This is a genomic window from Sodalis sp. RH20 (assembly GCF_047324205.1).
GTDB lineage: Bacteria > Pseudomonadota > Gammaproteobacteria > Enterobacterales > Enterobacteriaceae > Acerihabitans.
In genome coordinates this window covers 1,063,325-1,087,242 of sequence record NZ_CP178733.1, presented here as the reverse complement: position 1 = coordinate 1,087,242, position 23,918 = coordinate 1,063,325, and the positions used below count along the sequence as shown (strand labels likewise).

Annotated in this window: 23 protein-coding genes; 12 read left to right on the top strand and 11 right to left on the bottom strand. The window is 55.8% G+C overall.

From position 1 onward, the window contains the following. Positions 1–156 precede the first annotated feature (156 nt). A complete protein-coding gene (gene katG, locus ACL2XM_RS05000) occupies positions 157–2,367 on the bottom strand; it encodes a catalase/peroxidase HPI (protein ID WP_413729902.1) in 2,211 nt (736 codons plus the stop codon). Between the two features lie 322 nt (positions 2,368–2,689). Between katG and ACL2XM_RS04995 the strand changes: the two genes are divergently transcribed. Further along, positions 2,690–3,349 (top strand): GntR family transcriptional regulator, encoded by a 660-nt coding sequence (locus ACL2XM_RS04995; RefSeq protein ID WP_410014569.1) that lies wholly within the window; start codon positions 2,690–2,692, stop codon positions 3,347–3,349. Between the two features lie 61 nt (positions 3,350–3,410). Here ACL2XM_RS04995 and ACL2XM_RS04990 read toward each other — a convergent pair whose 3' ends face one another. Next, positions 3,411–4,526 (bottom strand): hypothetical protein, encoded by a 1,116-nt coding sequence (locus ACL2XM_RS04990; protein WP_413732543.1) that lies wholly within the window; start codon positions 4,524–4,526, stop codon positions 3,411–3,413. Between the two features lie 192 nt (positions 4,527–4,718). Between ACL2XM_RS04990 and ACL2XM_RS04985 the strand changes: the two genes are divergently transcribed. From ACL2XM_RS04985 to ACL2XM_RS04975, 3 genes are all read left to right on the top strand, one after another. Next, the gene (locus ACL2XM_RS04985; RefSeq protein ID WP_410014567.1) at positions 4,719–5,933 is read left to right on the top strand and encodes a CaiB/BaiF CoA transferase family protein; all 1,215 of its coding nucleotides are present in this window, start codon (positions 4,719–4,721) and stop codon (positions 5,931–5,933) included. After that, positions 5,926–6,720: an enoyl-CoA hydratase/isomerase family protein gene (locus ACL2XM_RS04980; protein WP_410014566.1), complete on the top strand. Its 795-nt coding sequence runs from the start codon at positions 5,926–5,928 to the stop codon at positions 6,718–6,720. Before ACL2XM_RS04985 ends, ACL2XM_RS04980 begins: the two co-directional genes overlap by 8 nt. Positions 6,721–6,843: 123 nt before the next feature. Beyond that, positions 6,844–8,205 carry an MFS transporter gene (locus ACL2XM_RS04975; RefSeq protein ID WP_410014565.1) on the top strand — a complete coding sequence of 454 codons (1,362 nt, stop codon included), beginning with the start codon at positions 6,844–6,846 and terminating at the stop codon, positions 8,203–8,205. A 151-nt stretch (positions 8,206–8,356) separates the two neighbouring features. On the opposite strand, the gene ACL2XM_RS04970 is transcribed toward ACL2XM_RS04975, so the two are convergent. Next, entirely contained in the window at positions 8,357–9,229 is an 873-nt protein-coding gene (locus tag ACL2XM_RS04970; RefSeq protein ID WP_413723132.1) for a LysR substrate-binding domain-containing protein, read from the bottom strand. Positions 9,230–9,368: 139 nt separating this feature from the next. Here ACL2XM_RS04970 and ACL2XM_RS04965 point away from each other — a divergent pair, with 139 nt between their 5' ends. Next, the gene (locus tag ACL2XM_RS04965; RefSeq protein WP_410014563.1) at positions 9,369–10,142 is read left to right on the top strand and encodes an SDR family NAD(P)-dependent oxidoreductase; all 774 of its coding nucleotides are present in this window, start codon (positions 9,369–9,371) and stop codon (positions 10,140–10,142) included. Between the two features lie 128 nt (positions 10,143–10,270). On the opposite strand, the gene ACL2XM_RS04960 is transcribed toward ACL2XM_RS04965, so the two are convergent. Together ACL2XM_RS04960 and ACL2XM_RS04955 are read right to left on the bottom strand one after the other, a co-directional pair. Beyond that, a complete protein-coding gene (locus tag ACL2XM_RS04960) occupies positions 10,271–10,792 on the bottom strand; it encodes an SDR family NAD(P)-dependent oxidoreductase (protein WP_413732542.1) in 522 nt (173 codons plus the stop codon). A 105-nt stretch (positions 10,793–10,897) separates the two neighbouring features. Then, on the bottom strand, positions 10,898–11,440 hold the full coding sequence (locus ACL2XM_RS04955) for a chorismate mutase (protein ID WP_413723134.1): 543 nt from the start codon (positions 11,438–11,440) through the stop codon (positions 10,898–10,900). A gap of 287 nt (positions 11,441–11,727) precedes the next feature. Here ACL2XM_RS04955 and ytfE point away from each other — a divergent pair, with 287 nt between their 5' ends. Continuing rightward, on the top strand, positions 11,728–12,393 hold the full coding sequence (ytfE, locus tag ACL2XM_RS04950; RefSeq protein WP_413732541.1) for an iron-sulfur cluster repair protein YtfE: 666 nt from the start codon (positions 11,728–11,730) through the stop codon (positions 12,391–12,393). Between the two features lie 26 nt (positions 12,394–12,419). Here ytfE and ACL2XM_RS04945 read toward each other — a convergent pair whose 3' ends face one another. Beyond that, positions 12,420–13,343 carry a DMT family transporter gene (locus ACL2XM_RS04945; protein ID WP_410014559.1) on the bottom strand — a complete coding sequence of 308 codons (924 nt, stop codon included), beginning with the start codon at positions 13,341–13,343 and terminating at the stop codon, positions 12,420–12,422. Between the two features lie 7 nt (positions 13,344–13,350). Next, positions 13,351–14,943 (bottom strand): B12-binding domain-containing radical SAM protein, encoded by a 1,593-nt coding sequence (locus ACL2XM_RS04940; RefSeq protein ID WP_410014558.1) that lies wholly within the window; start codon positions 14,941–14,943, stop codon positions 13,351–13,353. Between the two features lie 136 nt (positions 14,944–15,079). On the opposite strand from ACL2XM_RS04940, the gene ftrA reads away from it, so the two are divergent. After that, positions 15,080–16,102 (top strand): transcriptional regulator FtrA, encoded by a 1,023-nt coding sequence (ftrA, locus tag ACL2XM_RS04935; RefSeq protein WP_413732539.1) that lies wholly within the window; start codon positions 15,080–15,082, stop codon positions 16,100–16,102. 123 nt (positions 16,103–16,225) lie between these two features. Here the strand turns inward: ftrA and ACL2XM_RS04930 are convergent, their stop codons facing one another. From ACL2XM_RS04930 to ACL2XM_RS04920, 3 genes are read right to left on the bottom strand one after another with little or no spacing between them, the layout of a single operon-like run. Next, complete coding sequence (locus ACL2XM_RS04930) at positions 16,226–17,038, bottom strand: PfkB family carbohydrate kinase (protein WP_413723460.1); 813 nt, start codon at positions 17,036–17,038, stop codon at positions 16,226–16,228. Positions 17,039–17,049: 11 nt separating this feature from the next. Then, the gene (locus ACL2XM_RS04925; RefSeq protein WP_410014556.1) at positions 17,050–18,027 is read right to left on the bottom strand and encodes an SIS domain-containing protein; all 978 of its coding nucleotides are present in this window, start codon (positions 18,025–18,027) and stop codon (positions 17,050–17,052) included. Positions 18,028–18,030: 3 nt separating this feature from the next. Next, entirely contained in the window at positions 18,031–18,810 is a 780-nt protein-coding gene (locus tag ACL2XM_RS04920) for an ABC transporter substrate-binding protein (protein WP_410016787.1), read from the bottom strand. Between the two features lie 236 nt (positions 18,811–19,046). On the opposite strand from ACL2XM_RS04920, the gene ACL2XM_RS04915 reads away from it, so the two are divergent. Next, positions 19,047–19,790 carry a GntR family transcriptional regulator gene (locus ACL2XM_RS04915; RefSeq protein WP_413723138.1) on the top strand — a complete coding sequence of 248 codons (744 nt, stop codon included), beginning with the start codon at positions 19,047–19,049 and terminating at the stop codon, positions 19,788–19,790. A 144-nt stretch (positions 19,791–19,934) separates the two neighbouring features. Here the strand turns inward: ACL2XM_RS04915 and ACL2XM_RS04910 are convergent, their stop codons facing one another. Further along, positions 19,935–20,849 carry a LysR substrate-binding domain-containing protein gene (locus ACL2XM_RS04910; protein ID WP_410014554.1) on the bottom strand — a complete coding sequence of 305 codons (915 nt, stop codon included), beginning with the start codon at positions 20,847–20,849 and terminating at the stop codon, positions 19,935–19,937. A gap of 328 nt (positions 20,850–21,177) precedes the next feature. Here ACL2XM_RS04910 and ACL2XM_RS04905 point away from each other — a divergent pair, with 328 nt between their 5' ends. From ACL2XM_RS04905 to ACL2XM_RS04890, 4 genes are all read left to right on the top strand, one after another. Further along, entirely contained in the window at positions 21,178–21,585 is a 408-nt protein-coding gene (locus ACL2XM_RS04905; protein WP_413723139.1) for a DoxX family protein, read from the top strand. A gap of 11 nt (positions 21,586–21,596) precedes the next feature. Next, positions 21,597–22,574: a glutathione S-transferase family protein gene (locus tag ACL2XM_RS04900; RefSeq protein WP_413732537.1), complete on the top strand. Its 978-nt coding sequence runs from the start codon at positions 21,597–21,599 to the stop codon at positions 22,572–22,574. Next, a complete protein-coding gene (locus ACL2XM_RS04895; RefSeq protein WP_413732535.1) occupies positions 22,571–23,182 on the top strand; it encodes an alpha/beta hydrolase in 612 nt (203 codons plus the stop codon). Before ACL2XM_RS04900 ends, ACL2XM_RS04895 begins: the two co-directional genes overlap by 4 nt. A gap of 252 nt (positions 23,183–23,434) precedes the next feature. Then, the gene (locus ACL2XM_RS04890; protein WP_413732534.1) at positions 23,435–23,872 is read left to right on the top strand and encodes a hypothetical protein; all 438 of its coding nucleotides are present in this window, start codon (positions 23,435–23,437) and stop codon (positions 23,870–23,872) included. The last annotated feature ends 46 nt before the right edge of the window (positions 23,873–23,918 follow it).

Genomic DNA, 23,918 nt, shown 5'->3' with positions numbered 1-23,918 from the left:
TTATTCTTCAGGCGCATGATAGGCACTCACCCGTCTTCCGGCCCGCTTACGGGCACAGGCTCTTTTCGCATCACCAGACATAGAAAAGCCCGCGTCAGTTCCCTGAAACGGGCTTTTTACCAGGCGATCTCTATCGTTGCTGCCGGTCAACAATTTTTATAAGTCGAATCGATCCAGATTCATCACCTTCGTCCAGGCCGCGACAAAGTCTTTAACAAACTTTTCTTTGGCATCACTGCTGGCGTAAACCTCTGCTGATGCACGTAATACGGCATTAGAGCCAAATACCAGGTCGGCGCGCGTTGCACTGTATTTGACCTCGCCACTGGCGCGATAGCGCCCCTCGAATCGTTCACCTGAGGAGTCGATGGCTCTCCATTCAATGGCCATATCCAGTAGATTTACAAAGAAGTCAGTATTAAGTTCACCCAGGTTATTTGTAAACACGCCAAGCTGGCTGCCATCGTAGTTTGTTCCAAGCGCCCGTAAACCCCCGATGAGCACCGTTAATTCCGGCACGGTGAGGGTAAGCTGCTGTGCCTTGTCGATCAGGAGATCCTCAGTCGATGTACTGTCGAAAACACCGCGATAGTTACGGAAACCATCCGCTTTTGGTTTAAGCAATTCGAACATGGCGATATCAGTCTGATCCTGGCGGGCATCCACACGACCTGGCGTGAAAGGCACATCAATCTCAACGCCGGCCGCTTTCGCCGCCCGTTCTACACCGACCACGCCGGCCAGCACGATCACATCCGCCAGGGAAGCTTTCTGCAATGACTGCTGAATGGCTTCCAGCGTGGGCAGGACGCGGGCGGCAATGACGTTCACGTCCCATTCTCTTTGCGGCAGCAGCGCCAGCCGCGCCCCGTTTGCGCCGCCCCGTTTGTCGCCGCCGCGGAAGGTTGATGCCGAAGCCCATGCCACCGAGGCCAGTTCACCGGCGCTCAGGCCGGATGCGGCAATTTTTTCTTTCAGCAGTGCGATATCGGCGCTAGTCGGGTGATATACCGGCAGCGGCAGCGGATCCTGCCAGATTAAGTCTTCTTTTGGCACCTCGGGCCCGATATAACGCGCCTTGGGTCCCATATCCCTGTGAGTCAGCTTGTACCACGCCCGGGCAAAGGCTTCGTTGAAAGCCTGGGGATCGTCATGGAAACGACGCGCTATCTTTTCAAACTCCGGATCGAAACGAAGCGTCAGATCGGTGACCAGCATGGTGGGTTTGCGTTTTTTTTCGGCATCAAAGGCATCAGGAATACTCTGCGGCGCATTGACCGCTTCAAACTGGATAGCGCCCGCCGGACTGCGCGTCTGTACCCACTCATATTTAAACAGATTTTCGAAGAAGTTATGGCTCCACTGCGTTGGCGTCTGCGACCAGATCACTTCCAGACCGGAGGTGATGGCATCAGCCCCGGCACCCGAGCCAAAACTGCTCGCCCAGCCCAGGCCTTGCGCTTCAATAGCCGCGGTTTCAGGGTCAACGCCGACATGGCTGGCGGGACCTGCGCCATGCGTTTTGCCCAGCGTATGGCCGCCGGCGATTAACGCAACGGTCTCTTCATCGTTCATCCCCATATTGCCGAAGGTGGCGCGGATAGCCGGGGCGGCCGAGGCGGGATCACCACTGTGGTTGGGGCCTTCGGGATTGACGTAAATCAGCCCCATTTCCGTTGCGCCCAGCGGCGATTGCGCCAGCGATTCAGGATGGCGGTGTTCAAGCCAGGTTGTCTCGCCGCCCCAGTTCACGTCCAGATCGGGTTCCCATACGTCTTCGCGCCCGGCACCAAAGCCAAAGGTACGGAAACCGGAGTTTTCCAGAGCGACGTTGCCCGCAAGGATATAGAGGTCGGCCCAGGAAATTTTTTGCCCGTATTTTTGCTTCACCGGCCACAGCAAACGGCGCGCCTTGTCGAGGCTGACATTATCTGGCCAGGAGTTCAACGGTGCGAAGCGCTGCTGGCCGCGTCCCGAGCCGCCGCGCCCGTCGACGGCGCGATAAGTCCCGGCGCTGTGCCACGCCAAGCGGATGAAAAGACCGATATAACTGCCCCAGTCGGCGGGCCACCAGGGTTGCGACTCAGTGAGCAGCGCTTTCAGGTCGGCTTTGAGCGCGGAGTAATCTAATTTGGCGAATTCCTGGCGGTAATCAAAGGATTCGTCCAACGGGTTAGAGCGGGTTGAGTGCTGATTCAGGAGGTCGACTCTGAGCTGGTTAGGCCACCAGTCCCGATTATGTGTCCCTCCGCCGGATGCCTTATTGGAATTTCCTTCATGAAAAGGGCATTTACTCTCTGATGCTTCTCTTTCTGCTTCAACAATCGGCTTTGCGTCTTTTGCTTCTTCATCAATCGAATTGCTCATGACCATACTCCTTTTATGTATTCTCATTGCTACTCTATACGCGGACTTAACCCAGTCACACCTGTATTACCCTATGTATTTGATAGACCTCTCCATAGGATTACAGCGTTCATTCTGTGGTGTTAATCATGCAAGCGTTCTTTCCCTGCGCCTATATTGCCAGTTAATGGCAAAGGGATTCCCTGCCAGAGACGCAAAATAAGAAAAGCCCAGGCGGATTGATAAATATTGATCAGGGCGGCTTGTTGCCAATATGTTAAATTGCCAGTAAGTAGTATAAGTGTTAGGATATTATATATTTTGTATAATCCGTAGAGGCCCTATGCTGCAGCACGAGAGCATCAGCCATAAAGTTTATGAGCTGCTAAAGCAGGAGATCATTTCCAATCAGCTTAAATCCGGTGAGCGGCTTATCGTTAAAAATCTGAGCGTACGGTTTGGCGTCAGCGGCATACCCGTGAGGGAAGCGCTGTTTCGTCTCGCCGCAGAAAAACTCATTTTACTGGAGCATAACAAAGGATTCCGGGTGGCGGATAAACCCGACGCCCGGGATATTGCCCAGTGGCAGCAGGCGCGCCTGCTGATTGAGCCTGCCATAGCCGACATGGTCCTTACGAATATTACGCCGGATGAAATCGCTTATCTTCGCCAGCTCAATGATTCCATGCGTACCCACCATTATGGCCCCCGGTATGAACAGTACAGTTATTTCATTAATCTTAATGCCGAATTTCATAAGCACATTGTCATTGCGTCACGTAATGATTTAATTATCGAGATGTACGCCACCCTGAACTATGGACCGCAGGTGGGCCGCTTTCACGAGGAGCGCGGCGTGCCTGACCTGCAACTGTTGTGCGATGAGCATGATGAGATTATCGATGCCATAGAGCGGCGGGACGCGGAAATGTATCGCAGTAAATCAGCGGACCACATCATCCTGGGCTTTGACCGCCAAATCTCATACAGCACAGCCCGATAAAACGCGCCCTTTAGTTTCCCTAACGCCGCCGGGCGGGCGTAGGGATAAATCCGCATATTCCTCAGGGCAGGTAGCGCCCGTGGTTTTCCCGGATGGCGTCGAAGATATCCCCGGCCTGTTTTCCGCTAACCAGGCCATCGCGGACGATGGCGGATGAACTGTCTTGGAACGGGATGTAGCCGTGATACTTTGGCCGGACATAGGCATTGGCAACGGTTGAAAACGTGTTGCGGAAAAAGTTGCCCGTCAGTTCGTTGGCATGGTGATCATGCCATGCCCGGACATTGGCGGGCTGTCCGCCGTTTTCAACCACCAGCGTGGACTGTACGCGTTCTGACACATACCGCATGATGTGGTCGATAAGACCAGGCGTTAGCCCGCAATGCACGGAAATCGCCAGCCCGGTCCCGCCCAAAATGGATCCACGCATAGCCGGTTCGCCGCAGTGGGGAATGTCAACGAAGCTGACGGGCCTGCCGTCGTCAGGCGTGGCGTAAGTGACATAACCGAAAATGGCGGGACACAGGTCAACACGTCCCTGAGCCATTTCATCCAGCAACCCGATGGGGTTAAGATCAACCAGCCCGGGCTGCTGAGAGGAATAAATCTCCCTCATAAATGTCAGCGCCTGGGCCGCCACCGCCTTATCCAGGACAAAATCATTGCCCAAAAAAAGCGTGCCCCCCAGCGACAGGCTAATGGCATAAAATGTCAAAAGCGCATGAGGTCCGCCCAACGACAGCGCCACCCGTCCCGGGTTTAACCGGCTCAAACGCAGGACTTCCTGCCAGGTGTCCGGCTGGGCCGAGGCGGCCTGCCCGGCCAGCGCGCAAACCTGGGCGGCGGCATCAATGGGAATGGCCCAGTGCCGGCCGTAATACTGGTAACTGTCAAAGGAGGGACCTACGCTGCTGTTACGCAGGAAGGATAACTGCGCCTCGCTTAGAAACGCCTCCAGGGGACGTAAACAGCCTTTCTCCGCCGCTTCACCGATGCCGGGATTATCGACAATCAGGAAATCATATCTCTCGGCGAGCTCATCAATGGGATGGGACTCAAAACCTTCCAGTTTCTGGACAGCCCAGTCCACCTTTACCGCACCGTCTTCTCGCGCCCACGCCTGAAGAGGCCGGTGGCCGCGCGGATGATCCCAGGTTAACCCTTTGAATGTTTTCATTATAATTCCTTTATTAATTAATAAGATACCAAACACTGACCCTGATTCTATCGGTTAGCACGCATAGAAATTTCGATCATCATCACACTTTTTTAAATATTATATATAATATCTAATAAATTTCGCCTAAATTATTTCCATCAATCATCCCCGCCCCGGATGGCGGCGTTTCTGAGAGCAAGAGGTCGTTTTATGTCAATTCTTAAAGGGTATCGGGTACTTGACTGTTCAATTGCGATGGCCGGGCCGTTTGCGGCGCTGCGCATGGGGGATATGGGCGCCGATGTGATTAAAGTCGAGCCGACCTCCGGCGAATGGCAACGCCACACGTCGGCCGGCGCCGCATTTGGAAACGTCATCAACACGTCGTTTCTGTCCCTGAACCGTAACAAGCGCAGCCTGGCCGTGAACCTGAAAGATGAAGAGGGCAAGGCGCTGTTGTATAAGCTGGTTAAAACAGCGGATGTCTTTATTCAAAACTATCGCCCGGGTGTCGCTGCGCGTCTGGGCGTGGACTATGAAACCCTGAAAAAAATAAAACCGGATTTAGTGTATGTTTCAATGTCCGGCTACGGGGAAACCGGTCCCTATTCAAAACGCCCGGGCCAGGATTTACTGTTGCAGTCGCTCAGCGGCGCCATGCTCAGTACCGGTGCGGCCGGTACCCCGCCCCAACCTTCCGGCCAGTACGTGGTCGACGCCATTACCGCGTATACCGCATTTGAAGGGGCGCTGGCGGCGCTCCTTCACCGTGAACGTACCGGCGAAGGCCAGTTGGTCCAGGTCAACATGCTGGATGCGATCATCGCCAACCAGATGCAGGAAATGACCGTATTCACGCAGGGCCGCAAACCGCAGCGCCGCAGCGAAGAACCGCACGGGCACTGTTATATCCGCGCGCCGTATGGTGTGTTTAAAACGGCCGACAGCTATATCACCCTGGTGACGCCGCACCTGCCCACGCTCGGCAAAATCCTCGACGTGCCTGAATTCGACACCATGGAAGATGAAGTCGACGGGCATACATTGCCTCAGCGCGATTTCATTTTCCGGGTGACCCGCGAAAAACTGCGGGAGCGCACCACCAAAGAATGGCGGGCCGCTTTTGATGCGGAAGGACTGTGGAGCAGTGAGGTCTACGGTTATGAAGACGTGGTGCAAGATCCGCAGGTCATTCACAACGAAACCTTCGTCGAATACGACCATCCGAGCGAAGGGAAAGTGAAGACGCCGGGCTTCGCCATCAAATTCAGCAAAACCCCCTCTTCCATCTATCGCCCGACGCCGTTTGTCGGCCAGCATACGGATGAAATCCTGGCCGAACTGGGCTTCACTGAGCAGCAAATCGCCGCCCTGAAGGAAACCGGCACGGTCATCCGCACCAATGGAGAGAAAATCGATGGCTGAGTTCGACTTTGAAATTGATCCCAACGTGCAGTTTACGTTGGCGGACAGCGTCGCCATTATCGCGCTGAATCGCCCGGAAAAACTGAACGCCGTCACCCCCGCCATGTCGGTCGCCATCACGAAACTTGCTTCATGGTGTAACGAAGCGCCTGACGTCCGCGTGGTGGTACTGACGGCAAACGGCCCTAAAGCCTTCTGCTGCGGCAGCGATATCAAAGAGCTGGATTCTTACCCGTCTCCGTGGATCCACCGTATGAAACACGATCACTGCGACGCGATGGCGGAAATCACCAAACCCACGATCTGCGCGATTAACGGTTACGCCCTCGGGGGCGGCCTGGAGCTGGCTTTGTGCTGTGATATCCGCGTCAGCACCCGTAATGCCCTTTTTGGCGCGCCGGAAATCAAGTTGGGCTGGGTCGGCGGCGGCGGTATGGCGGTGTACCTGAATAAAACCATCGGCGCGTCCCGCGCGTCGCGCATGCTTTACACCGGCGATCCGGTTGACGCCGCCACCGGGCTGGCATGGGGCATCGTTGATGAATTGTTTGAATCGGCCGAAGCGATGATGGCGTCGGTGAAAGCGCTGGCCTCCACTATTGCGTCACGCCCGCCGATTGCGGCCCAGACGGCGAAGCTGAACATGCGCGCCGCGGTCAATATGCCGCTCGACCAGGCTGTTCGCTACGAGCGCGACCTGCGTACCCTATGCTTTTACACCGACGATGCACGGGAAGGTAAAGCCGCGTTTAAAGAAAAACGCACGCCGCATTTCAAAGGGGAATAACGCCTCACTATCCGGTGTCCGTGTTTAGCGGACCCCTTTTACAGCTGAACATCTTATTATCAAACACCCTAATCATCTTTGGTGATGAGGAATAACTATAGCCACAGAACAGGGGAAAACCCTATGAGTCACGCAAAACATCCATCTATGAAAGGGGTAGCAGCCGCCTCCCTGGTCGGCTCTGCGCTGGAATGGTTTGATTATTTCCTTTACGGCACGGCGGCAGCGCTGGTTTTTAATGAAATCATGTTCCCCAAGGGGCATGCAGTTGTGTCTACGTTATTGGCCTTCTCCACACTTGCCCTCGGATTTTTCGTCCGCCCCTTTGGCGCCGTCTATTTTGGCCAATTGGGGGATAAAATCGGCCGGAAAAAAGTGCTGGTGATTACATTATTAATAATGGGGATTGCGACCACGCTGATTGGTTTTGTGCCGACCTATGATTCCGTGGGCCTTTGGGCTCCGGCGATGCTCGTGACCTTGCGGCTGATTCAGGGTTTTGGCGCGGGAGCGGAGTTTGGCGGCGCGGCTATCCTCAGCGCGGAAAGCGCACCACCGCATCGCCGGGGATTTTATTCGTCTTTCCCGGGAGTGGGCGTATATATCGGTCTGTTGCTATCGGCAGGTACGTTTGCTGTACTCACCCAACTGCCAAAAGAGATATTTTTAGCCTGGGCATGGCGGGTGCCGTTTTTGTTCAGCTCTGTGCTGGTGGTCATTGCACTGTTAATTCGTATGAAGGTTTCCGAAACATCAGCGTTTGAGAAACTGTCGACAACCGAGGCCGTCAGCAAGAGCCCGCTGCGTGATCTTGTCCGCACTGAGCGCAGGAGCCTGCTTGTGGTCGCCGGCTCCCAGGTGGCGCAGAGCGGCGTAAGTTATGTTTATCAGACTTTTGTCATTACCTATATCGTCGGCACCCTGCATATGGCATCGTCCGTGGGGCCGATAGCGGTTGCCATCGCGGCAGGCGTAGCCATGTGCACCACGCCGATGTTCGGCGCGATGTCTGACCGGTTTGGGCGCCGCGCCATCTACATGTTCGGCGCCGTTTTTTCAGCTGTCTTCGCCTTCCCCTTTTTCTGGCTGGTGAATACCGGGACCACCTGGGGAGTCATCATCGCCATGACGCTCGGTGTCGGTGTCGGCGTTGCCGCCATGCTCGGCACCCAGGGATCGTTTTTCTCGGAAGTTTTCCCATCGAAAGTGCGCTTTAGCGGATTGTCCCTTGGTCGCGAAATCAGCGCATCCTTGTCAGGCGGCATTGCGCCCTTAGCCGCCGTCGTCCTGTCCAGCATGGCGGGTGGCGCGTCCTGGCCTGTCGCCTGCCTGGCCGTTGCCATGAGTTTGGTTACCGTTGTCGCCGTGGCCTGTGCGCCTGAAACGCATAAATTGGATCTCACTGAATTTACCGATAGTGGAAGCCATGCGCCAGATAATGAAGTCCACGCCGTGGACGCGCGCTATGAGCAGGCCCGGCATTGAAAAAAAATTCACATCCGGGTCTCTTCATTACGGCGCCTCACGGCGCCGTATTCATACTTATTAGCCAGCGGCATAGTGCCGGGCATAGTGCCGGCATAGTGCCGCCATTGAACTCCCTGGGCGCCGCTGGAATCCATCGGCCACTGACCGATCACCCCAGCCGTTGAAGCGCGAGTTCCACAAACCGGCGCAGCTTGGCCGTCATGCGCCGGTCGGCCAGATGAACGAGAGCCAGCGGCCATGCCGGCGTGGCGGTATCGCGCAGCAGCCTGACCAGACGCCCCGCGGCCAGGTCAGCGGCTATTTCGAAATCCGCCAGCAGCGCCACGCCTAAACCCTCCCGCGCCGCCGACAACAATGCGGCGCCGTTATCGGCGACCAAGCGGCCCGATACCTGGACTGGCGGCATGCCGGCGAATTGCCAGCGGTTGCGCGACGCGCCCTCCCGGAACAGCAGACACGCATGTTGTGCCAGGTCAGCGGGGGTTAGCGGTACGCCATGCTTCGCCAGATAATCGGGCGCGGCACAAACCTGCCTGAAGCAAGGGCGCAGTGACCGCGCAATCAACCCGCTATCCGGCAGGTCGCCGAATCGGAATGCGGCCTCTATGCCCTCCTCGGTCAGGTCAACGATCCGGTCGGTTAGCCGCAGGTCGACCTCCACGTCCGGGTAGAGCCTGAGGTAATCGTGAATGAGCGGCGTGACGACATGGGTGCCGAACGACACAGTGGCGCTAACCCGCAAGCGCCCGGTGGGGCTGCCATGGCGTTCCCGCGCCGCATCTTCCGCCGTCTCGACGCGGGCGAGCACGTCTAAACAGTCGGCGAGGAAGGCCTGTCCCACCTCCGTCAGGTTTTGCCGGCGGGTGGTGCGCTGGATAAGCCTGGTTCCGAGCCGGCGTTCCAAATCCTGAATATGATTCGCCACCATGGTGGGGGACAACCCGCAGACCTTGGCTGCCGCGCTAAAGCTGCCCTTTTGCGCCACGCGGACAAACACGGCCATGCTCTCAAGTCGGTCCATTTCACACTCCTGGTTGGGTCTGTTCGCAGAATTAAGCGGATTATCCAAATGAAAGTGCTCAATTATAGTTCTTGTCTGGGGATTCCGGCGCGGTTGCGCCGATAAATCGTATGAGTAAGACAGCGCAAGGAGAAATGACATGGGCAGGCTTGAGCATAAGGTGGCGTTGATCACGGGCGGCGCGCGCGGACAAGGCGAGGCGGAAGCGCGTTTATTTGTTCAGGAGGGCGCGCGCGTATTCCTTTGCGACGTGCTGGAGGAGGAAGGCCAGGCGCGCGCCGCAGAGATGGGGGCGGGTGCCAGCTTTGCGCGCCTTGACGTGACTGATGCCGGCGCCTGGCAGCGGGTGGTGGCCGAGATCGAGGCACGGACAGGCCGGCTCGACATTCTTATTAACAACGCCGGCGCCAATGTTCGCCATGCCCTCACCCATACGACGCGGGAGGAATGGGAGCGCATGTTGAACGTCAACCTTACCGGGCAGTTTCTCGGCATACAGGCGTGCGCACCCCTGATGAAGCACGGCGGCGGCGGCAGTATTGTCAACCTGGGATCCACCGCCGGCATTATGGGCCATCCGGTCGCTGGCTATTCCACGTCAAAGTGGGGCGTGCGCGGCCTGACCAAATCGGCGGCGATCGAGCTCGCCCCCGCCAACATCCGTGTTAACGCGCTCCATCCCGGCGTCATAGCCACGCCGATGATGGACCCGGCCGGTCCGCTATTTCGCGCGCTGGTCGAGCTGACACCGCTGGGCCGCGCGGGCCGTCCCGAGGAGATGGCAGAAGTGGTTCTGTTTCTCGCCAGCGATGCCGCCAGCTTTATCACCGGCATCGATCTCGCCGCCGATGGCGGCTTCAGCGAACTGGGCACTTACGGCGCGGTGTGGAAGCACCTCCACGCCGCAACCTGACGGACTTTATGGCGCGTTCCATATCAAGCACCGCCGGCATATAGAGGAACGTCCAATGGCGATTGACCACCTACGCCGTTATTTGCTGGCGTGCGCAGACGCCGACCCGGGCCGCGCATCCGCCGCCATTAAGGACAAGTTATTTCCCTTAGCCGATATCGGTTGACTGCGACAGCGCCTGCCATTCGTGCGCTGCGGCGAAGCTCGTCTGCGCGCGCCATCAGCGTCTCGAAGGCGTTCGTCCCCGCAGCCCATCGCACCGGCGGCGTTTTATCTTCGGCAAGCCTGACCACGGCCTGGCCAAATTTAACCGGATCTCCGTCCTGGTTATGGTTCGTATTGGCGAGGGCCCCGCGCTTGGCTTGACTCGACTGTTGATAATCATCAACCACGCGATCGCCGAACCTGACCGAGGTTGACTCGAGAAAATCAGTGCGAAAAGGACCCGGATGGATGCAGGTTGCCCTGATCCCGAAAGGTTCAAGTTCGATGCTCAGGGATTCGGACCAGCCCGCGACGGCAAACTTCGTCGCGCAGTAAATAGATGCGCCGTCGAATCCGGTGATGCCGCAGGTCGAAGAGACGGTAATAACATGGCCGGAACGTTGTGCCCGCATTAAGGGCAGCACTGCCCGCGTGACATTGAACACACCGAACCAGCGAGGCGCGGAGGTGGCAAAGCTTGCGCATTTGCGGCAGCGGCCCTTGCCGTCCGCCATCACGCTGGGGGATGGCGGGGCCAAACCCGGCCGAGTCTACAGCCGGCGTTTAATTTTAACCAGCGCGTCAACCAGGCGGTGCCTATCCGCGTCGCTAAGATGGGGCGCATGCAGCAAATTATACATTTCCGCCTTATCCGCTTCACTGAAACCACCGGCGAGCAACCGCTGGCCGATCGAATTGAGTATCACCTTGTCCTGGTCGGCGATCGCCCCTCTGACCTCATCAAGGCTTCTCGGTTGCCATGACGGTTCAGGGCTGGATAACCAGTCAGCCAGATAACGGTATTGAATAGCCTTGGCCACATCCATCTGAGCCTGGATAAAGGGCAGCACAGACTGCGGATCCAGGCCCTGGGCCAGGGCATCTTCCTGAGCCGAAGCCACCACCTTCCGTTCCCGCGCCAGGTCTTCTACGGGCAAGTGATGCTCCGCCTTGTAACCGGCGACATCTTTCATCACCAACAGGCGCTGGTTTATGGCGGACGACAGATGAGGAACCGTCACAGTCGACACCGAGCTGGCGAATACCGCCCCGGCCATGAAAAATGATGATAAAAGCAAAACGATATGGTGCATTTCCTTCCTCCCCTGCGACACTTAAGCAAAACAAAAGCATACAACAGAAACAATACCGTACAGTGACAATAGGGGATAATACCTTGACCTTATTGTCGTCTGGTTGCGCTTTGCCGCCAGGACCGCACCCGGACGGCGATCGCACGGCCCGTCGCGCCCCAAGATCAGCCCGTCCGCAGGCATTGCCCAAACAGCGTCAATGCGTCTACCTACTAGGGATTATGGCAACACGCTAAAAGATGCATGTATAATGAATCATAAATTTTCCCTCTCTCTAAGGTGTTACCATGCAGTATCGCGATCAGGCCCTTGGCTCTCTTGCTATAACCATTCCGCGCGCCACCCGGCTATTCCGTGAGTACGGTTTGGATTTTTGCTGTGGGGGCAAACAGACCCTGTTGCGGGCCGCCGAAAAACAACTCCTGGACATTGAACTGATTGAAACGCAACTGGCGGCGTTGATGGAGCAGCCCGGTGAAACCCGACCCTGGCAGGACAGCGCCTTGACTGAACTGATTGATCATATCCTGGCGCGCTATCATCAGCGCCACCGGGAACAATTGCCGGAACTGATTTTGATGGCGGAAAAAGTAGAACGGGTACATCGGGATAAACCGGCATGCCCGCGTGGGCTGGCCCGGCAATTGACCCTACTCTGCCGGGATTTGGGGGATCATATGATGAAAGAGGAGCAGGTGCTGTTCCCGATGATTAAGCAGGGAATGGGCGTCCATGCGGCCGGGCCGATTTCCGTCATGGAGCTTGAGCATGACGATGCCGGGCGGCAGCTTGAAATCATCAGTGAATTGACCCATAACGGGACGGCGCCGGCCATGGCTTGTACGACCTGGCGCGCGCTTTATGCAGGCATTAATGAATTTACCGATGATTTAATGGAACATGTTAACCTGGAAAATAATCTGCTGTTTCCCCGGGCGCTGCGCGGAGAATAACACCCTAATCCCGCTGAAGACGGCCACTAGCGGATCGGTAATTCCGGCGGGATAGCGGCTTTATCCGTCTTCACCCGGTTCGATAGCATGACGCCGGAAATGATCACCACAGCGCCGACCCACTGCGCCAGGCCGGCCGGTTCCTTCAGCACAAATACCGACAGGAATACTGTAATAAAGGGGACTAAATTGATAAAAGAGGCCGCTTTGGTCGCCCCGATTTCGTCGATGCCTTGATTAAAGAATAAATAAGCCAGCACCGAGCCGCCGATCGACATAAAAATTATCGAGGCAATACTGATAAGGGTGATCCCCCGCCCGGGATAACAAAATGCCACCTGATGATACGCATCAATGAATACCCAAGGTAAAAAAGCCAGGCTGCCGTAGAAGAACAGGAAAAACATCCGCACCATGCCCGGGATGGGAATGTGCCATTTTTTGATTAACACATTATAAACGCCAAAACATAAGGTACTGATTAACAGCATAATATCGCCATAATTGTAGGATGAATCCTGCACACTATGCCAATTGCCGCCGCTGATGGTAATCGCCACCCCCAGGTAGGCAACAATCAATCCCAGCAGTTGCCAGGGTTTAACGCGCTCCATGCCGGATAAAGACGCCATCAGCAGCGTAATCAGCGGGATGGTCGCCTCGATAATGCCGGCATTGAATGCGCTGCTGATATTCAGGCCGTTAAAGTAAAAGTAATAACATAAGGTCACGCCAAAAACAGCCGTGACCAGCATGCGCATATGGGTCACCCAGTTGATATGCAGCAGCTGTTTTTTATTATCAATTAAAATAAAGATGATCGCCGCGGCCAGGAAAAAACGGACAAAGGTGACGAACGAAGGAATAAATACCGCCAGGGCATATTTACCCGCTATTGCCGAACCACCCCAAAAAAAGGCGGAAAGGGATAATGTAATATAGACTTTCATGCGCATGTTATTTGGTCCCATAAAACATGAACAGCTTCTTCATGTTCTCTTCCAGACGTGCAATATAGTTATATTCAGCCCGCAGCAAACGATCGGAGAGGGTGTCCTGGCAGGATAATTCGCTAATCAGGCCCATGACAAACTCCACCGTATCGCCCTGAATCGTGCTGACGTGCTGATCGAAGGCCTTCTCCAGATGGGAGTAACCGGTGATGCCGCAGTAAAATTGCGTCACTTTTATTGCATCGCGAATCTCGCGCAGCATACGGTCTTCCAGGCGAATAATCTCATAGCGGTCGATTATCCGGCGGATGAAAGCGTAGAGCGTGGCCACTTTGTCATCCTTGAAATGATAATTCTCCACATCCCAGGGCACGTGCCGTTCGTGTACCCGCGTCTGGTGATTTAGACGAATACCGGGCAGCGTTTCGGCGCGCGAGGCAATATTCCATAACGACGCCAGCCCGACGCCGTACAAAAACAGCACGCTATTTTGTATTTGCCGCAGCGTCACGTCCTGGAAAAAGGTAATGCAGCCGTTGGTAGACCCGGTCATGCCAAGGGATTTGAGGTAGTGGTAAACCTTACTTGATTCGGAGGGGACGATTTTTTTATTATACAAATCAAGCTGTTCATTATCACCGGCCTCCAGGCCCAAATAGGTGCTGATAAGACCGACGCTTCTTAGACGCAGCAGCAGATCCCGATCCCTGGGTTTGTTGATGTCAACGCTGTCGGCGCGGATAAAGGCGTCCAACGGCAAGGTTAACGATCGCCGCTCCATCTCGTCGCAAAATTCCTCGATCCAGGCGCGGTTTTCTCTGGCCGGCGTCACAAAGGTGGCATCAAAGATATGCAGGTATCCCCGGGTTTGCTTGACCAGCGGTTGCATTGCCGCCATTTCTTTGACGACATTGGCGGGCGAGCGCGCCCGGATGCCCGTAGACTCATTGCCCAGGAAACGCTGCGCGTTGCAAAATACGCACGGGTAAGGACAGCCGCGTTTCATTAAAATGCCGGTTTTGACCGGCCTGGCGGTACGCACGCTTTTCAGCGCAATATCATGGGCCGCGAAACACAGGCCATCGAGATGATTATTCGCCGCCCGGTTGGCGTTAATACGGCACTCGCCGGTCGCCCGGTCCCGCCAGGTGATGCCGGCGACATCGTTAAGCGGAAAGCCGTTGCTGAGGGCGTCGACCATGCGGTGGAAGGTAATCTCCCCTTCTCCCCGGCAAATGGCGTCGATGGACGGATAGGCCGACAGAATGCCGACATCCTCATACGAAACATGCTCGCCGCCCAGGACGATAAAAGGTTTGGGATCGGCAAACAGCGCCAGCCGCTGGCTTATCCTCAACGCCGAATGCAGGGTGGCGTAATTCACGCTAAAGCCGATCAGGGCAAATTTTTCCTGGGCGATCAGCTGGGCCATAGCGCTTTCCGTTAAACCGTCCACCCGCAAATCGTACAGCTCCACGCTATGCCCGCTCGGCCGTAGCTGGGCGGCAATCAGCGCCAGCGCCAGGTTTTCATATTGATCATACAGTTCGCGCATCCCCACGGTTTCCGTCTGCGGATTGATCAGAGCGATCCTCATGCCACCTCCCCTATGGAACAGCAATAAAATGCCATCAAGCCATACCCGCGCAAACGCATTACTCTTCTATACGGCTCACTAATAGGGATATTATGTAATGATATTTACCGGGCTTGATAGGACAGGAAGGGACAAGATGCGTATAAATCATGCCAAAAAAGGCCACCATGTCGTGGCGGTAGCCTACGACAGGCTGCGAACCTTCGAGTTTGGCTGCGTGGTGGAATTTTTTGCCGTGGCGCGCCCGGAACTGAACGTCGACTGGTACCGCTTTACGGTTTGTACCGCTGATAAGCACCTGATCCATGCCGTCGGCGGTATCCGCATGGAGATAGAAGCCGATCTCGATGTGCTGGCCACGGCGGATACGATCATCATACCGGCCTGGCGGGATATCAATGAAACCCCTTCGGAACGCCTGTTGCACAGCCTGCGTGACGCCTACCGGCGCGGCGCGCGCATTTGCAGCATCTGTACCGGGGTATTTGTGCTGGCGGCGGCCGGCCTGCTGCACGGCAAAAGCGTCACCACCCATTGGCATCACGCCAGGCTGCTGGCGCAACGTTATCCCGATACCATCGTCTTGCCCTCGGCGCTGTATGTTGATCAGGGGCAAATCATGACTTCGGCCGGATCGGCGGCCGGGCTGGATATGCTGATGCATCTGGTCAAGAACGACTATGGCCACCGTGTCGCCAATATGGTGGCGCAGCGTCTGGTGATCCCTTTTCACCGGGAAGGGAGCCAACAGCAGTTAATCAAAACCAAAGTGGTGGAAAAAGGGGAAAACCGCATTGCCTCCCTGGTTGACTGGCTGCGGGGCAACCTGATACTGACCCATACGGTTTCCTCGCTGGCAAAACGCGCCATGATGTCCGAGCGGACGCTGCAACGCCATTTCCAGGAAGCCATGGGACTGCCCGTGATGCAATGGCTGGCGCAGTGCCGGTTGGATTATGCCAGGGAGCTGTTGAGCAGCGGGTCGCTGTCCATCGCGCGCATAGCCGAAGTCTCCGGCCACAGCTCGGAGGCCACGTTTCGCCATCAGTTCAGGCTGCATGAAACGATTTCGCCGACCCAGTTTCGCCGCCAATGCCGGCAAAAATACGGCGCGGCGTCCGCGCATCCCCCGCAATCAGGCGAAGATTTGCCGCGGTAAAACAGGCTGCGCCGGCAGCGATGGGGGGAATGTCGCTATTTCATCAGCCGGCGCCGCTTTACCTGAAGCCATTGAATCCTGCCGACACCGGCAATCTTGTCGCGTATTGCGCGGCGTGGGAAATCAGTAGATCATGCCCTCGCCGAATGCCCCTTCCACCATACATATCCGCGCGGCGAAACCGGCGCCCCGGCGCAGGCTTTCCGCCAGCGTGTCACCCGCGGCATGGGCCAGCAGGAACGCGGTGATAAAAGCGTCTCCGGCGCCAAGGGTATCCACCGGCGTGATCATCTCCGGCGCCTGGCTGAACCAGCGGCTGCCGTCGAACAGCAAAGCGCCCTCGGCTCCGCGGGTGGCGATCGGCAGGCGGCAGCCCGCATGCCGGGCCGCGGCAAGCACTTCCCGGGTTTCCCCCAGGCTGCGGTCCGCGCAGGAGAAAAAGCCGTAATCCAGCCAGCGACACAGCGGCAACGCCCGCTCAATTTCAAAATCATCTGAAAAATCATAGGATAAACGGCCAGGCAGCATGCCAAGCGCCGGCAACAGGGCGTCGGCATAGCTGTAGGCGCTGGTATGCACCAGCGTAAACTGGCCTAGCCAGGGCATATCCTCCAGGGCAAAATCCATGGCTATTTTTTGACGGATGCCGCCGGCGTTGGAGCCGAGAAAGCGGCGCTCCCCCTGTTCGATGGTCAGGCTGGCATGGCCATTTTCGCCGGCCGCCACCAGGCAGCGGGAAATGTCCACTCCCCTCGCCGCCAGCACGCGGCGGATATGCTCCGCCGCCCGATCGTCGCCAAAGACGCCCAGATAGGCGGCCTCGGCCGACAGCAGCCGGGCGTATACGCTGAAGTTAAGCGCGTTCCCTCCGGGATAACCGATGCCGGTATGGGTATAGCGGTCGATAACGTTATCGCCTAGTCCGAGTACTTTCATCATGTCGTCCCTCAGTAGGGCACCTGTCCCATATACCGCCGCGTCTCCAACGGATGCCGCCGCTCATTGGCCAACGCGGCACGGTATTCGCACATCACGCTGTAAAACAGTATCGGGTTAAAATAGTCCACCACGCTTACCGGCATCACGCCCAGGCCCAGTTCCCGGGCATCGATAATTTCCACCTTATCGCCATACCGGCCCAGGAAGGCATGCGCCCGTTCGTCCAGCGCCCGGGTGCGGCCTTCGTTCATCATCAAAATCCAAGGCGTATTGGCATCCGTCACTTCAAACGGACCGTGGAAATACTCGCCGCTGTGGATGGACGCCGCGTTAAGCCACTGCATTTCCATCAGCGAGCAGATGGCAAAGCCATAGGCATGGCCGTAGGACGCTCCGCTGGAAAGAATATAAAAAAGCGACTCCTGCGCATAGCGTTTGGCAAACGCTGCGCTGCGCGCCTGGACCTGACGACGGGCCCGGGCGATAACCCCGTCGATCTGCTCCATGCCGGCCAGGAAATCGGCATAGCCGTCGAAGCCTTCGGTCTGCTGCAACGCCTCGACGCACAGGCTCAGAATCAGCGCCATCGGATTATTGATAACCTGGCTGTCATCGCCCCAGGCATACAGCAGATTGCTGTCGGAGAAATCGATCAGGCCTGCCCGCTCGTTATGGGTCAGGGTGACGGTGGCGCTGCCCCGGCGCTGGGCCAGCTCCGCCGCCGCCACCGACTCGGGGGTATCGCCGCCGTGGGAGCAGACAATCGTCAGCGATTGCCTGCCCAGCGTCTTCGGCGCGGCATGGACAAACTCATTGGCGGTCATCATATAGCTGTGCAGGGTGGTGGATTCGCTATTAAGAAAATAATTAGCCGGGTACATATCCACCAGCGAACCGCCGCAGGCCACCAGGAACACCTGGCGCAGCCCACCCTGCGGGCGGAAACGCTGTTCAATAAGGGAAGAAATAATTGCTGCAGTATTCATAAATTAGTCGCCATACACATTGAAATTAAAATATTTTTTCGCCAGCTGATCATAGGTGCCGTCGCTGCGGATCGCCGCAATGGCGCCGTTGAGCTGTGCCAGCAGCTTGTCGTCCTGCTTACGCACGCCTATACCGGTGCCGGGGCCAAAAATGACATCGTCTTTTACCTGCGGATCAACCAGGCTGAAATTCTTGCCCTGGGGTTTGTTCAACAGCGCGTCGGTCACCACCGTCGCATCATCCAGGGTCGCGTCCAAACGTCCGACCACCAAATCGGCATAGACCGCTTCCGCGCTGGGGTAGGAAACCAGCTCGACCCCCTGATCCTGCCAATGTTTCTTGGCATAGGCCTCGAATACCGACCCCTGCTGCACGCCCAGGCGCTTGCCGCGCAGGGATTCGGCGGTCGGCTTGAGGCCGCTGTCTTTCGCGGCGATCAGATACGCCGGGGTATTGAATAATTTATCGGAGAAGTCGATGGCTTTTTTACGCTCATCGGTGATCGACAGCGAAGAAAGGATGGCGTCGAACTTGCGGGCATGCAGCGCCGGGATCAGGCCATCAAAGCTGTTTTCCACCCACACGCACTTAGCCTGGAGATGAGCGCAGATCGCATTGCCCAAATCAATGTCAAAGCCCTGCAGACTGCCATCCGCGGCTTTCGACTCAAACGGCGGAAAGGTGGCATCGGTGCCGAACCGGATTTGTTGCTGGGCTGATGCCTGGCAGGTGAGCCCCGCCAAAGCCAGGCCGAGGGATAACAGGGCAAGCGTTTTTTTCATCATTTACTCCTGATAAATATACCATAAAATAGACCATACAAGATATACGCCTGCGCCGTGAGATACGCAATTCATTTTTCTGTTTTATGCCGGCCTGACGGGTCGTGATGGCGTGATGGTCTGCTTAATGCCGGCCCTTTATCGCGCGGCGCCGATGAATTTTCGATGACGGAACAACGGCTGAGCGGCTATACTGGCCCCATTGCCCCAGTGTAATCCGGACTAAAAAACAGACCATGAGCGAGCCGAGCGAAGGTAAGCGCCGTCCACGCCGGGCCTATCTGCAGGCCAGGCAGGCATTGCTGAATTTATTGAGCACCCCTGAGTTCAACGATGGCGATCAGATCCCGGCGGAACGGGATCTGGCGGCCCAGTTGGGCATCAGCAGAATGACGCTGCGCAAAATCATTGATGAACTGGTCGCGAGCGGCGTGCTGGAGCGGCGCGGCAACCAGGGCACCTGGCTGACCCATACCACCATAGAGCGCCCGTTGACCCAGGCGATTGAACAGGGTATCAGCAAGATCACCGAGCTTAATGGCGCGGTGCCGGGAAGCAGGCTGATTTATTTCCAGGATACCCAGGCCAGTTCCCGCCTCGCCGCGCTGCTGAAAATCAGCGCCGGCGATCCGCTGGTGATGATTAAACGCCTGCGGCTGGCCGATAGCGAGCCGTTCTGCCTGGAAACCAGCTACCTGCCCCGCGCCATAATCCCGGATCTGACGGCGGAGATGCTGGAGCAGAATGGTTCGCTGTACCGGCTGCTGGCGGAGCGGTATCACATTTTCGGCGTGTCCGACGAGGGCACTATCCGGGTCGGCATCATGAATGAAGAAGAGCAGGCGTTACTGAACGCGCCGCCGGACAGCCCGGCGCTGGTATACCGGGGCGTGATCGCCGACCGTTTTCAGCAGCCGGTGGAATATCTGGTGTCGGTGAATCATCCTCAGCGGGTGTCGTTTCGCATCAGCCACCGCTAGGTCGCCGGGCGCTTGGAAAACGCGGATAACCGCGCCGTTATGAGTGCCGCCGTCATGCCTATTTAGCGCTATGGGCGTTATTTCCTGGATTCCGCAGCCACGCGTTAAACCTGTTGAGTACGCCCCCGCTCGCTTTAAGGGATTTTATAGCCAGTTTTTTTCCCATTCCGGTTGGCCGGAAAAGCGGTCGGCAAGAAAATCTATCAGCGCCCGGGACTTCTGAGCCAAATATTTTGCCGGGGGATAAACAGCGTAAAGGCCCAGGGGCGGCGCTTCATAATGTCCAAGCACGGGCATGACCTGCCCGTTTTGTAGCGCCTCGCCCGCCACGAAAGCGGGCAGACGGGCAATGCCCATTCCTTCGGTGGCCGCGCGCAGGCAAACCTCCGCATTAGAGAACTTCATTTTCCCTCTGACCGAATGAACATGTAACTGTTGGTTATCATCCAGAAAAGGCCAGAGAAATGGATCGCGAAAATTGGTGTCCAGAATACAGTTATGATCGGCTAGTTCCCCCCAATGCGAGGGAGTGCCGTGATCGTTGAGGTAGTCTCTTGATGCCACCATGACGATACGGATATCACAGAGCTTACGGGCGATGAGACTGCTGTCATCAAGGTTGCCTATACGTAAAGTCAGATCGAAGCCCTCATTGACAACATTCACCAGCCGGTCAGAAAAACTGACATCAAGCTCTATGTCGGGGTAACGGCGGGCAAAAGCAATCAGCGGCGCGGTAAGCTGAGTGGAGCCGAAAGTGACGGGGGCCGACAGCTTCAGCTGGCCGGAGAGACCTTTAGATGCGTTAAGTAAATCTTCATTCAGCGCATCATATTCCGCCAGCAAAGGGCGGATCCGCTCGTAATACGCCAGTCCTAATTCCGTCGGCTGCAGCGAGCGGGTGCTGCGCCTGAACAGAGTGACCGCAAGCGCCTTCTCAAGCCGGGAAATCAATTTAGAGGCCTGCCCATGGCTGGTAGACAGCCGCTGTGCCGCGGCCGTAAAACTGCCCGTCTCGATCACCGCGATAAACATACGATCACAGTCCAATCTTTCCATTTTGATTCCGGCAATAAGGCTATCGGTGCGTCACCATAGCAAACAAAGGCCGGCCAGGGGATAAGAACAGATAAAATGATGATATAAAGTGCTTTATCCAGGCCGTCGGTTCAGGTCATCACGCGGGGATAAACCTGCCCAGCCTGATTTATATTTTCTTCTGATATCCGTCAAAAATGAAAAAGCAGCCTGAGTCAACGCGATGAATAAACGCGCTGGTGACCTGATAATTTCCATTTTGGAACAAAACTTGCTCTGAATGATGGGATAATATCCATAATGGAAATAAGGTATCTTCCTCACATCAACCGACTGAGAGGAAATAACCATGACCGACACGCGTACCGCACCTTATGCCGCCCTGATCATGCGCCTGGCGCTGGGTATCTTGTTTCTGGCCCATTTTAGCCTGAAATTTTTTGTGTTTACGCCCGCGGGTACGGCCAAATTTTTCGCCTCGCTCGGCCTGCCCGGCGGTCTTGCCTATATTACCATGGCGGTGGAACTGGTGGGAGCCATCGCACTGATTCTGGGCGTGTATACCCGCGTAGTGGCGGTGATCCTTATCCCTATACTACTGGGCGCGATTTTTACCGTTCACGGACCCGCCGGCTTTTTCTTCACCAACCCTAATGGCGGGTGGGAGTTTCCCGCCTTCTGGATTATCGGGCTGATCGTTCTGGCGCTCACTGGCGATGGTAAATATGCGCTTAAACCAACCTTGAGTCAGCGTTAAGGGGAACCCGCATGCTTGTTAATGGAAAATGGACCGCCGAATGGCATCCCGTACAGGCAAAAGATGAGAAAGGCGGATTTGTTCGCCAGGCTTCCAGTTTTCGTCATTGGGTCACCCCCGAGGGGTTGCCGGGCATTACGGGTGACGGCGGTTTCAAGGCCGAGCCGGGGCGCTACCATCTGTACGTGGCGCTGATTTGTCCATGGGCGTCACGTACCTTAATAGCCAGAAAATTGAAAGGACTGGAGGATGTGGTTAGCCTATCAGTCGTTGAACCCTGGCTTCTTGACGAGGGCTGGCACTTTGGTGATTATCCGGGAGCAAACCGCGATGATCTCAATCAGGCGGAATGGCTGCATCAACTCTATACGCGTGCCGATGCTAACTATACTGGCCGCGCCACCGTGCCGGTGCTGTGGGATAAAAAGAGCCGAACCATTGTCAGTAATGAATCCGCTGATATCGTCCGTATGTTTAACAGCGGCTTCGGGGCGCTGGCTCGTTCCGATATCGATCTCTATCCGCCTGAATTTCAGGCGGAGATCGATTTATTAAATGCGGAAATATATCCGGCGCTGAATAATGGCGTTTACCGGGCTGGATTTGCCACCTCGCAAATCAGCTATCAGGAAGCCTGCAATGATGTTTTCGGTATGCTTGACACATTGGAGAAACGCCTGAGCGACGGGCGTGTTTATCTCACGGGGGATAAGATGACCGAGGCGGATATCCGTCTGTTCGTGACACTGATTCGGTTCGACGCGGCTTACCACGGTTTATTTAAATGTAATATCCGCCAGCTTAGGGAATACCAGTTTCTTTTCGCGTTTACCCGGCGCCTATTGCAGGTACCGGGCATAAACGAAACCGTTAACATGGATCATATCAAGCAGGGATATTATTCCATCAAAGCGCTGAATCCCAATGGCATCGTGCCGATGGGGCCAGACTTGCACGATTATGGTTTTCACGAGGACGAGCTGAAATGAAAAAATTAGTTGTTCTGCTACATGGTGTCGGCAGCTCAGGGGCGGGTATGCAGGGAGTGGCACAGCTTTTACGCCAATTACTGCCTGACGTTATTGTCTCCACGCCCGATGGCACGTCTTCCTTTGCCGGTGGTAACGCCGGTTATCAATGGTTCAGCGTGCAAGACATTACAGAAAATTCCCGGCCACGTCGTATCGCGGAGGCGCGCAGCGCGTTTGACGGGGTTTTAAGGGAGATATTCAGGCAGCATGACTTCGTGCCGGGTGAGGACCAGCTTATTCTCCTTGGTTTTTCCCAGGGCGCTATTATGGCCCTGGACGCATTGGTCACAAACCGGCTGCCACTGATTGCGGTTGTGGCTTTTTCCGGACGCTTATCTTCCCCTGAGCCCTGGAGCGGGCAAATACACGCAAAAGCGCTTCTTATCCATGGTACGTCGGATGCCGTAATACCTTGGCGGGAAAGCGAAAATGCCTGCGTCCGGCTGAGAGATGCGGGTATCGAGGTCGAAACGCTTTTCGAACCCGGGATATCACATACCATTTCTGCATCGGGTATAAAAAAAGCGGCTGAGTATATCGCCCGGCGCTTCAATTTAAACGGATGATTTGTATTCCCCCAGTATGTCTGAAAACGTGCCGGACCCGCTCTCTTCTGATAAGAAGCCTGTCAGAAGACGCAGTGTAGTTTGGCAAAATTTTCAGGGAATATTGAGTTACAGGTAAGAAATCTTTAATGAAAATTCCGGTAAATAGCTTTATCAGAGACTAACGAGTTTGATGAAAACGCTTAGACTTGTTTGCCACGAACTTAACATTTAATCCTGTTTTCGCGCTATGCTCACTTAAGGGCCCAGAGGATGAATACTTTTGAGTTTTCCATTAAATCCGAATCGATAAGCTTTCTCTGGCAAGGAGGGGATCGCGCGATAAAAATCCCGGCAGGTTATGCTCATGCCGCCAAACACCTGTTTAAATCAGGAATGCTCACTGCCTATGACCTGGAAATGTTGATTTATCGCATTGAAGAGATGATTGAATCCGATAAAGGTCTATTTCCCGTGAACGGCGGCGCGTTGTGCCAAGATGAATTAATGAAAGAGGTGAGTAGTATTTACCTCGATGGGTCTAACGTCATTTTACCATCAGAGATTGAAGCGGCGTTCAACACGCTGGCTGATAGGTTGTCCTATTCTGCCATTGCTATCCCCCCGGAAAAAGTCCCCAGCCTTACGTATTTTGTCTTTATCAGGGAAATGACGCATCATTTCCACATAGACAAGATAACCATACTATAACCTCATTTAAAGCTCGCATTTAAGGCAACGCTTTTTAGCTGCTTTG

Excerpts from the sequence above, each read along its gene's own strand:
- katG (WP_413729902.1), bottom strand. The coding sequence starts at position 2,367 with ATGAGCAATTCGATTGATGAAGAAGCAAAAGACGCAAAGCCGATTGTT.
- ACL2XM_RS04995 (WP_410014569.1), top strand. The coding sequence starts at position 2,690 with ATGCTGCAGCACGAGAGCATCAGCCATAAAGTTTATGAGCTGCTAAAG.
- ACL2XM_RS04990 (WP_413732543.1), bottom strand. The coding sequence starts at position 4,526 with ATGAAAACATTCAAAGGGTTAACCTGGGATCATCCGCGCGGCCACCGG.
- ACL2XM_RS04985 (WP_410014567.1), top strand. The coding sequence starts at position 4,719 with ATGTCAATTCTTAAAGGGTATCGGGTACTTGACTGTTCAATTGCGATG.
- ACL2XM_RS04980 (WP_410014566.1), top strand. The coding sequence starts at position 5,926 with ATGGCTGAGTTCGACTTTGAAATTGATCCCAACGTGCAGTTTACGTTG.
- ACL2XM_RS04975 (WP_410014565.1), top strand. The coding sequence starts at position 6,844 with ATGAGTCACGCAAAACATCCATCTATGAAAGGGGTAGCAGCCGCCTCC.
- ACL2XM_RS04970 (WP_413723132.1), bottom strand. The coding sequence starts at position 9,229 with ATGGACCGACTTGAGAGCATGGCCGTGTTTGTCCGCGTGGCGCAAAAG.
- ACL2XM_RS04965 (WP_410014563.1), top strand. The coding sequence starts at position 9,369 with ATGGGCAGGCTTGAGCATAAGGTGGCGTTGATCACGGGCGGCGCGCGC.
- ACL2XM_RS04955 (WP_413723134.1), bottom strand. The coding sequence starts at position 11,440 with ATGCACCATATCGTTTTGCTTTTATCATCATTTTTCATGGCCGGGGCG.
- ytfE (WP_413732541.1), top strand. The coding sequence starts at position 11,728 with ATGCAGTATCGCGATCAGGCCCTTGGCTCTCTTGCTATAACCATTCCG.
- ACL2XM_RS04945 (WP_410014559.1), bottom strand. The coding sequence starts at position 13,343 with ATGAAAGTCTATATTACATTATCCCTTTCCGCCTTTTTTTGGGGTGGT.
- ACL2XM_RS04940 (WP_410014558.1), bottom strand. The coding sequence starts at position 14,943 with ATGAGGATCGCTCTGATCAATCCGCAGACGGAAACCGTGGGGATGCGC.
- ftrA (WP_413732539.1), top strand. The coding sequence starts at position 15,080 with ATGCGTATAAATCATGCCAAAAAAGGCCACCATGTCGTGGCGGTAGCC.
- ACL2XM_RS04930 (WP_413723460.1), bottom strand. The coding sequence starts at position 17,038 with ATGAAAGTACTCGGACTAGGCGATAACGTTATCGACCGCTATACCCAT.
- ACL2XM_RS04925 (WP_410014556.1), bottom strand. The coding sequence starts at position 18,027 with ATGAATACTGCAGCAATTATTTCTTCCCTTATTGAACAGCGTTTCCGC.
- ACL2XM_RS04920 (WP_410016787.1), bottom strand. The coding sequence starts at position 18,810 with ATGAAAAAAACGCTTGCCCTGTTATCCCTCGGCCTGGCTTTGGCGGGG.
- ACL2XM_RS04915 (WP_413723138.1), top strand. The coding sequence starts at position 19,047 with ATGAGCGAGCCGAGCGAAGGTAAGCGCCGTCCACGCCGGGCCTATCTG.
- ACL2XM_RS04910 (WP_410014554.1), bottom strand. The coding sequence starts at position 20,849 with ATGGAAAGATTGGACTGTGATCGTATGTTTATCGCGGTGATCGAGACG.
- ACL2XM_RS04905 (WP_413723139.1), top strand. The coding sequence starts at position 21,178 with ATGACCGACACGCGTACCGCACCTTATGCCGCCCTGATCATGCGCCTG.
- ACL2XM_RS04900 (WP_413732537.1), top strand. The coding sequence starts at position 21,597 with ATGCTTGTTAATGGAAAATGGACCGCCGAATGGCATCCCGTACAGGCA.
- ACL2XM_RS04895 (WP_413732535.1), top strand. The coding sequence starts at position 22,571 with ATGAAAAAATTAGTTGTTCTGCTACATGGTGTCGGCAGCTCAGGGGCG.
- ACL2XM_RS04890 (WP_413732534.1), top strand. The coding sequence starts at position 23,435 with ATGAATACTTTTGAGTTTTCCATTAAATCCGAATCGATAAGCTTTCTC.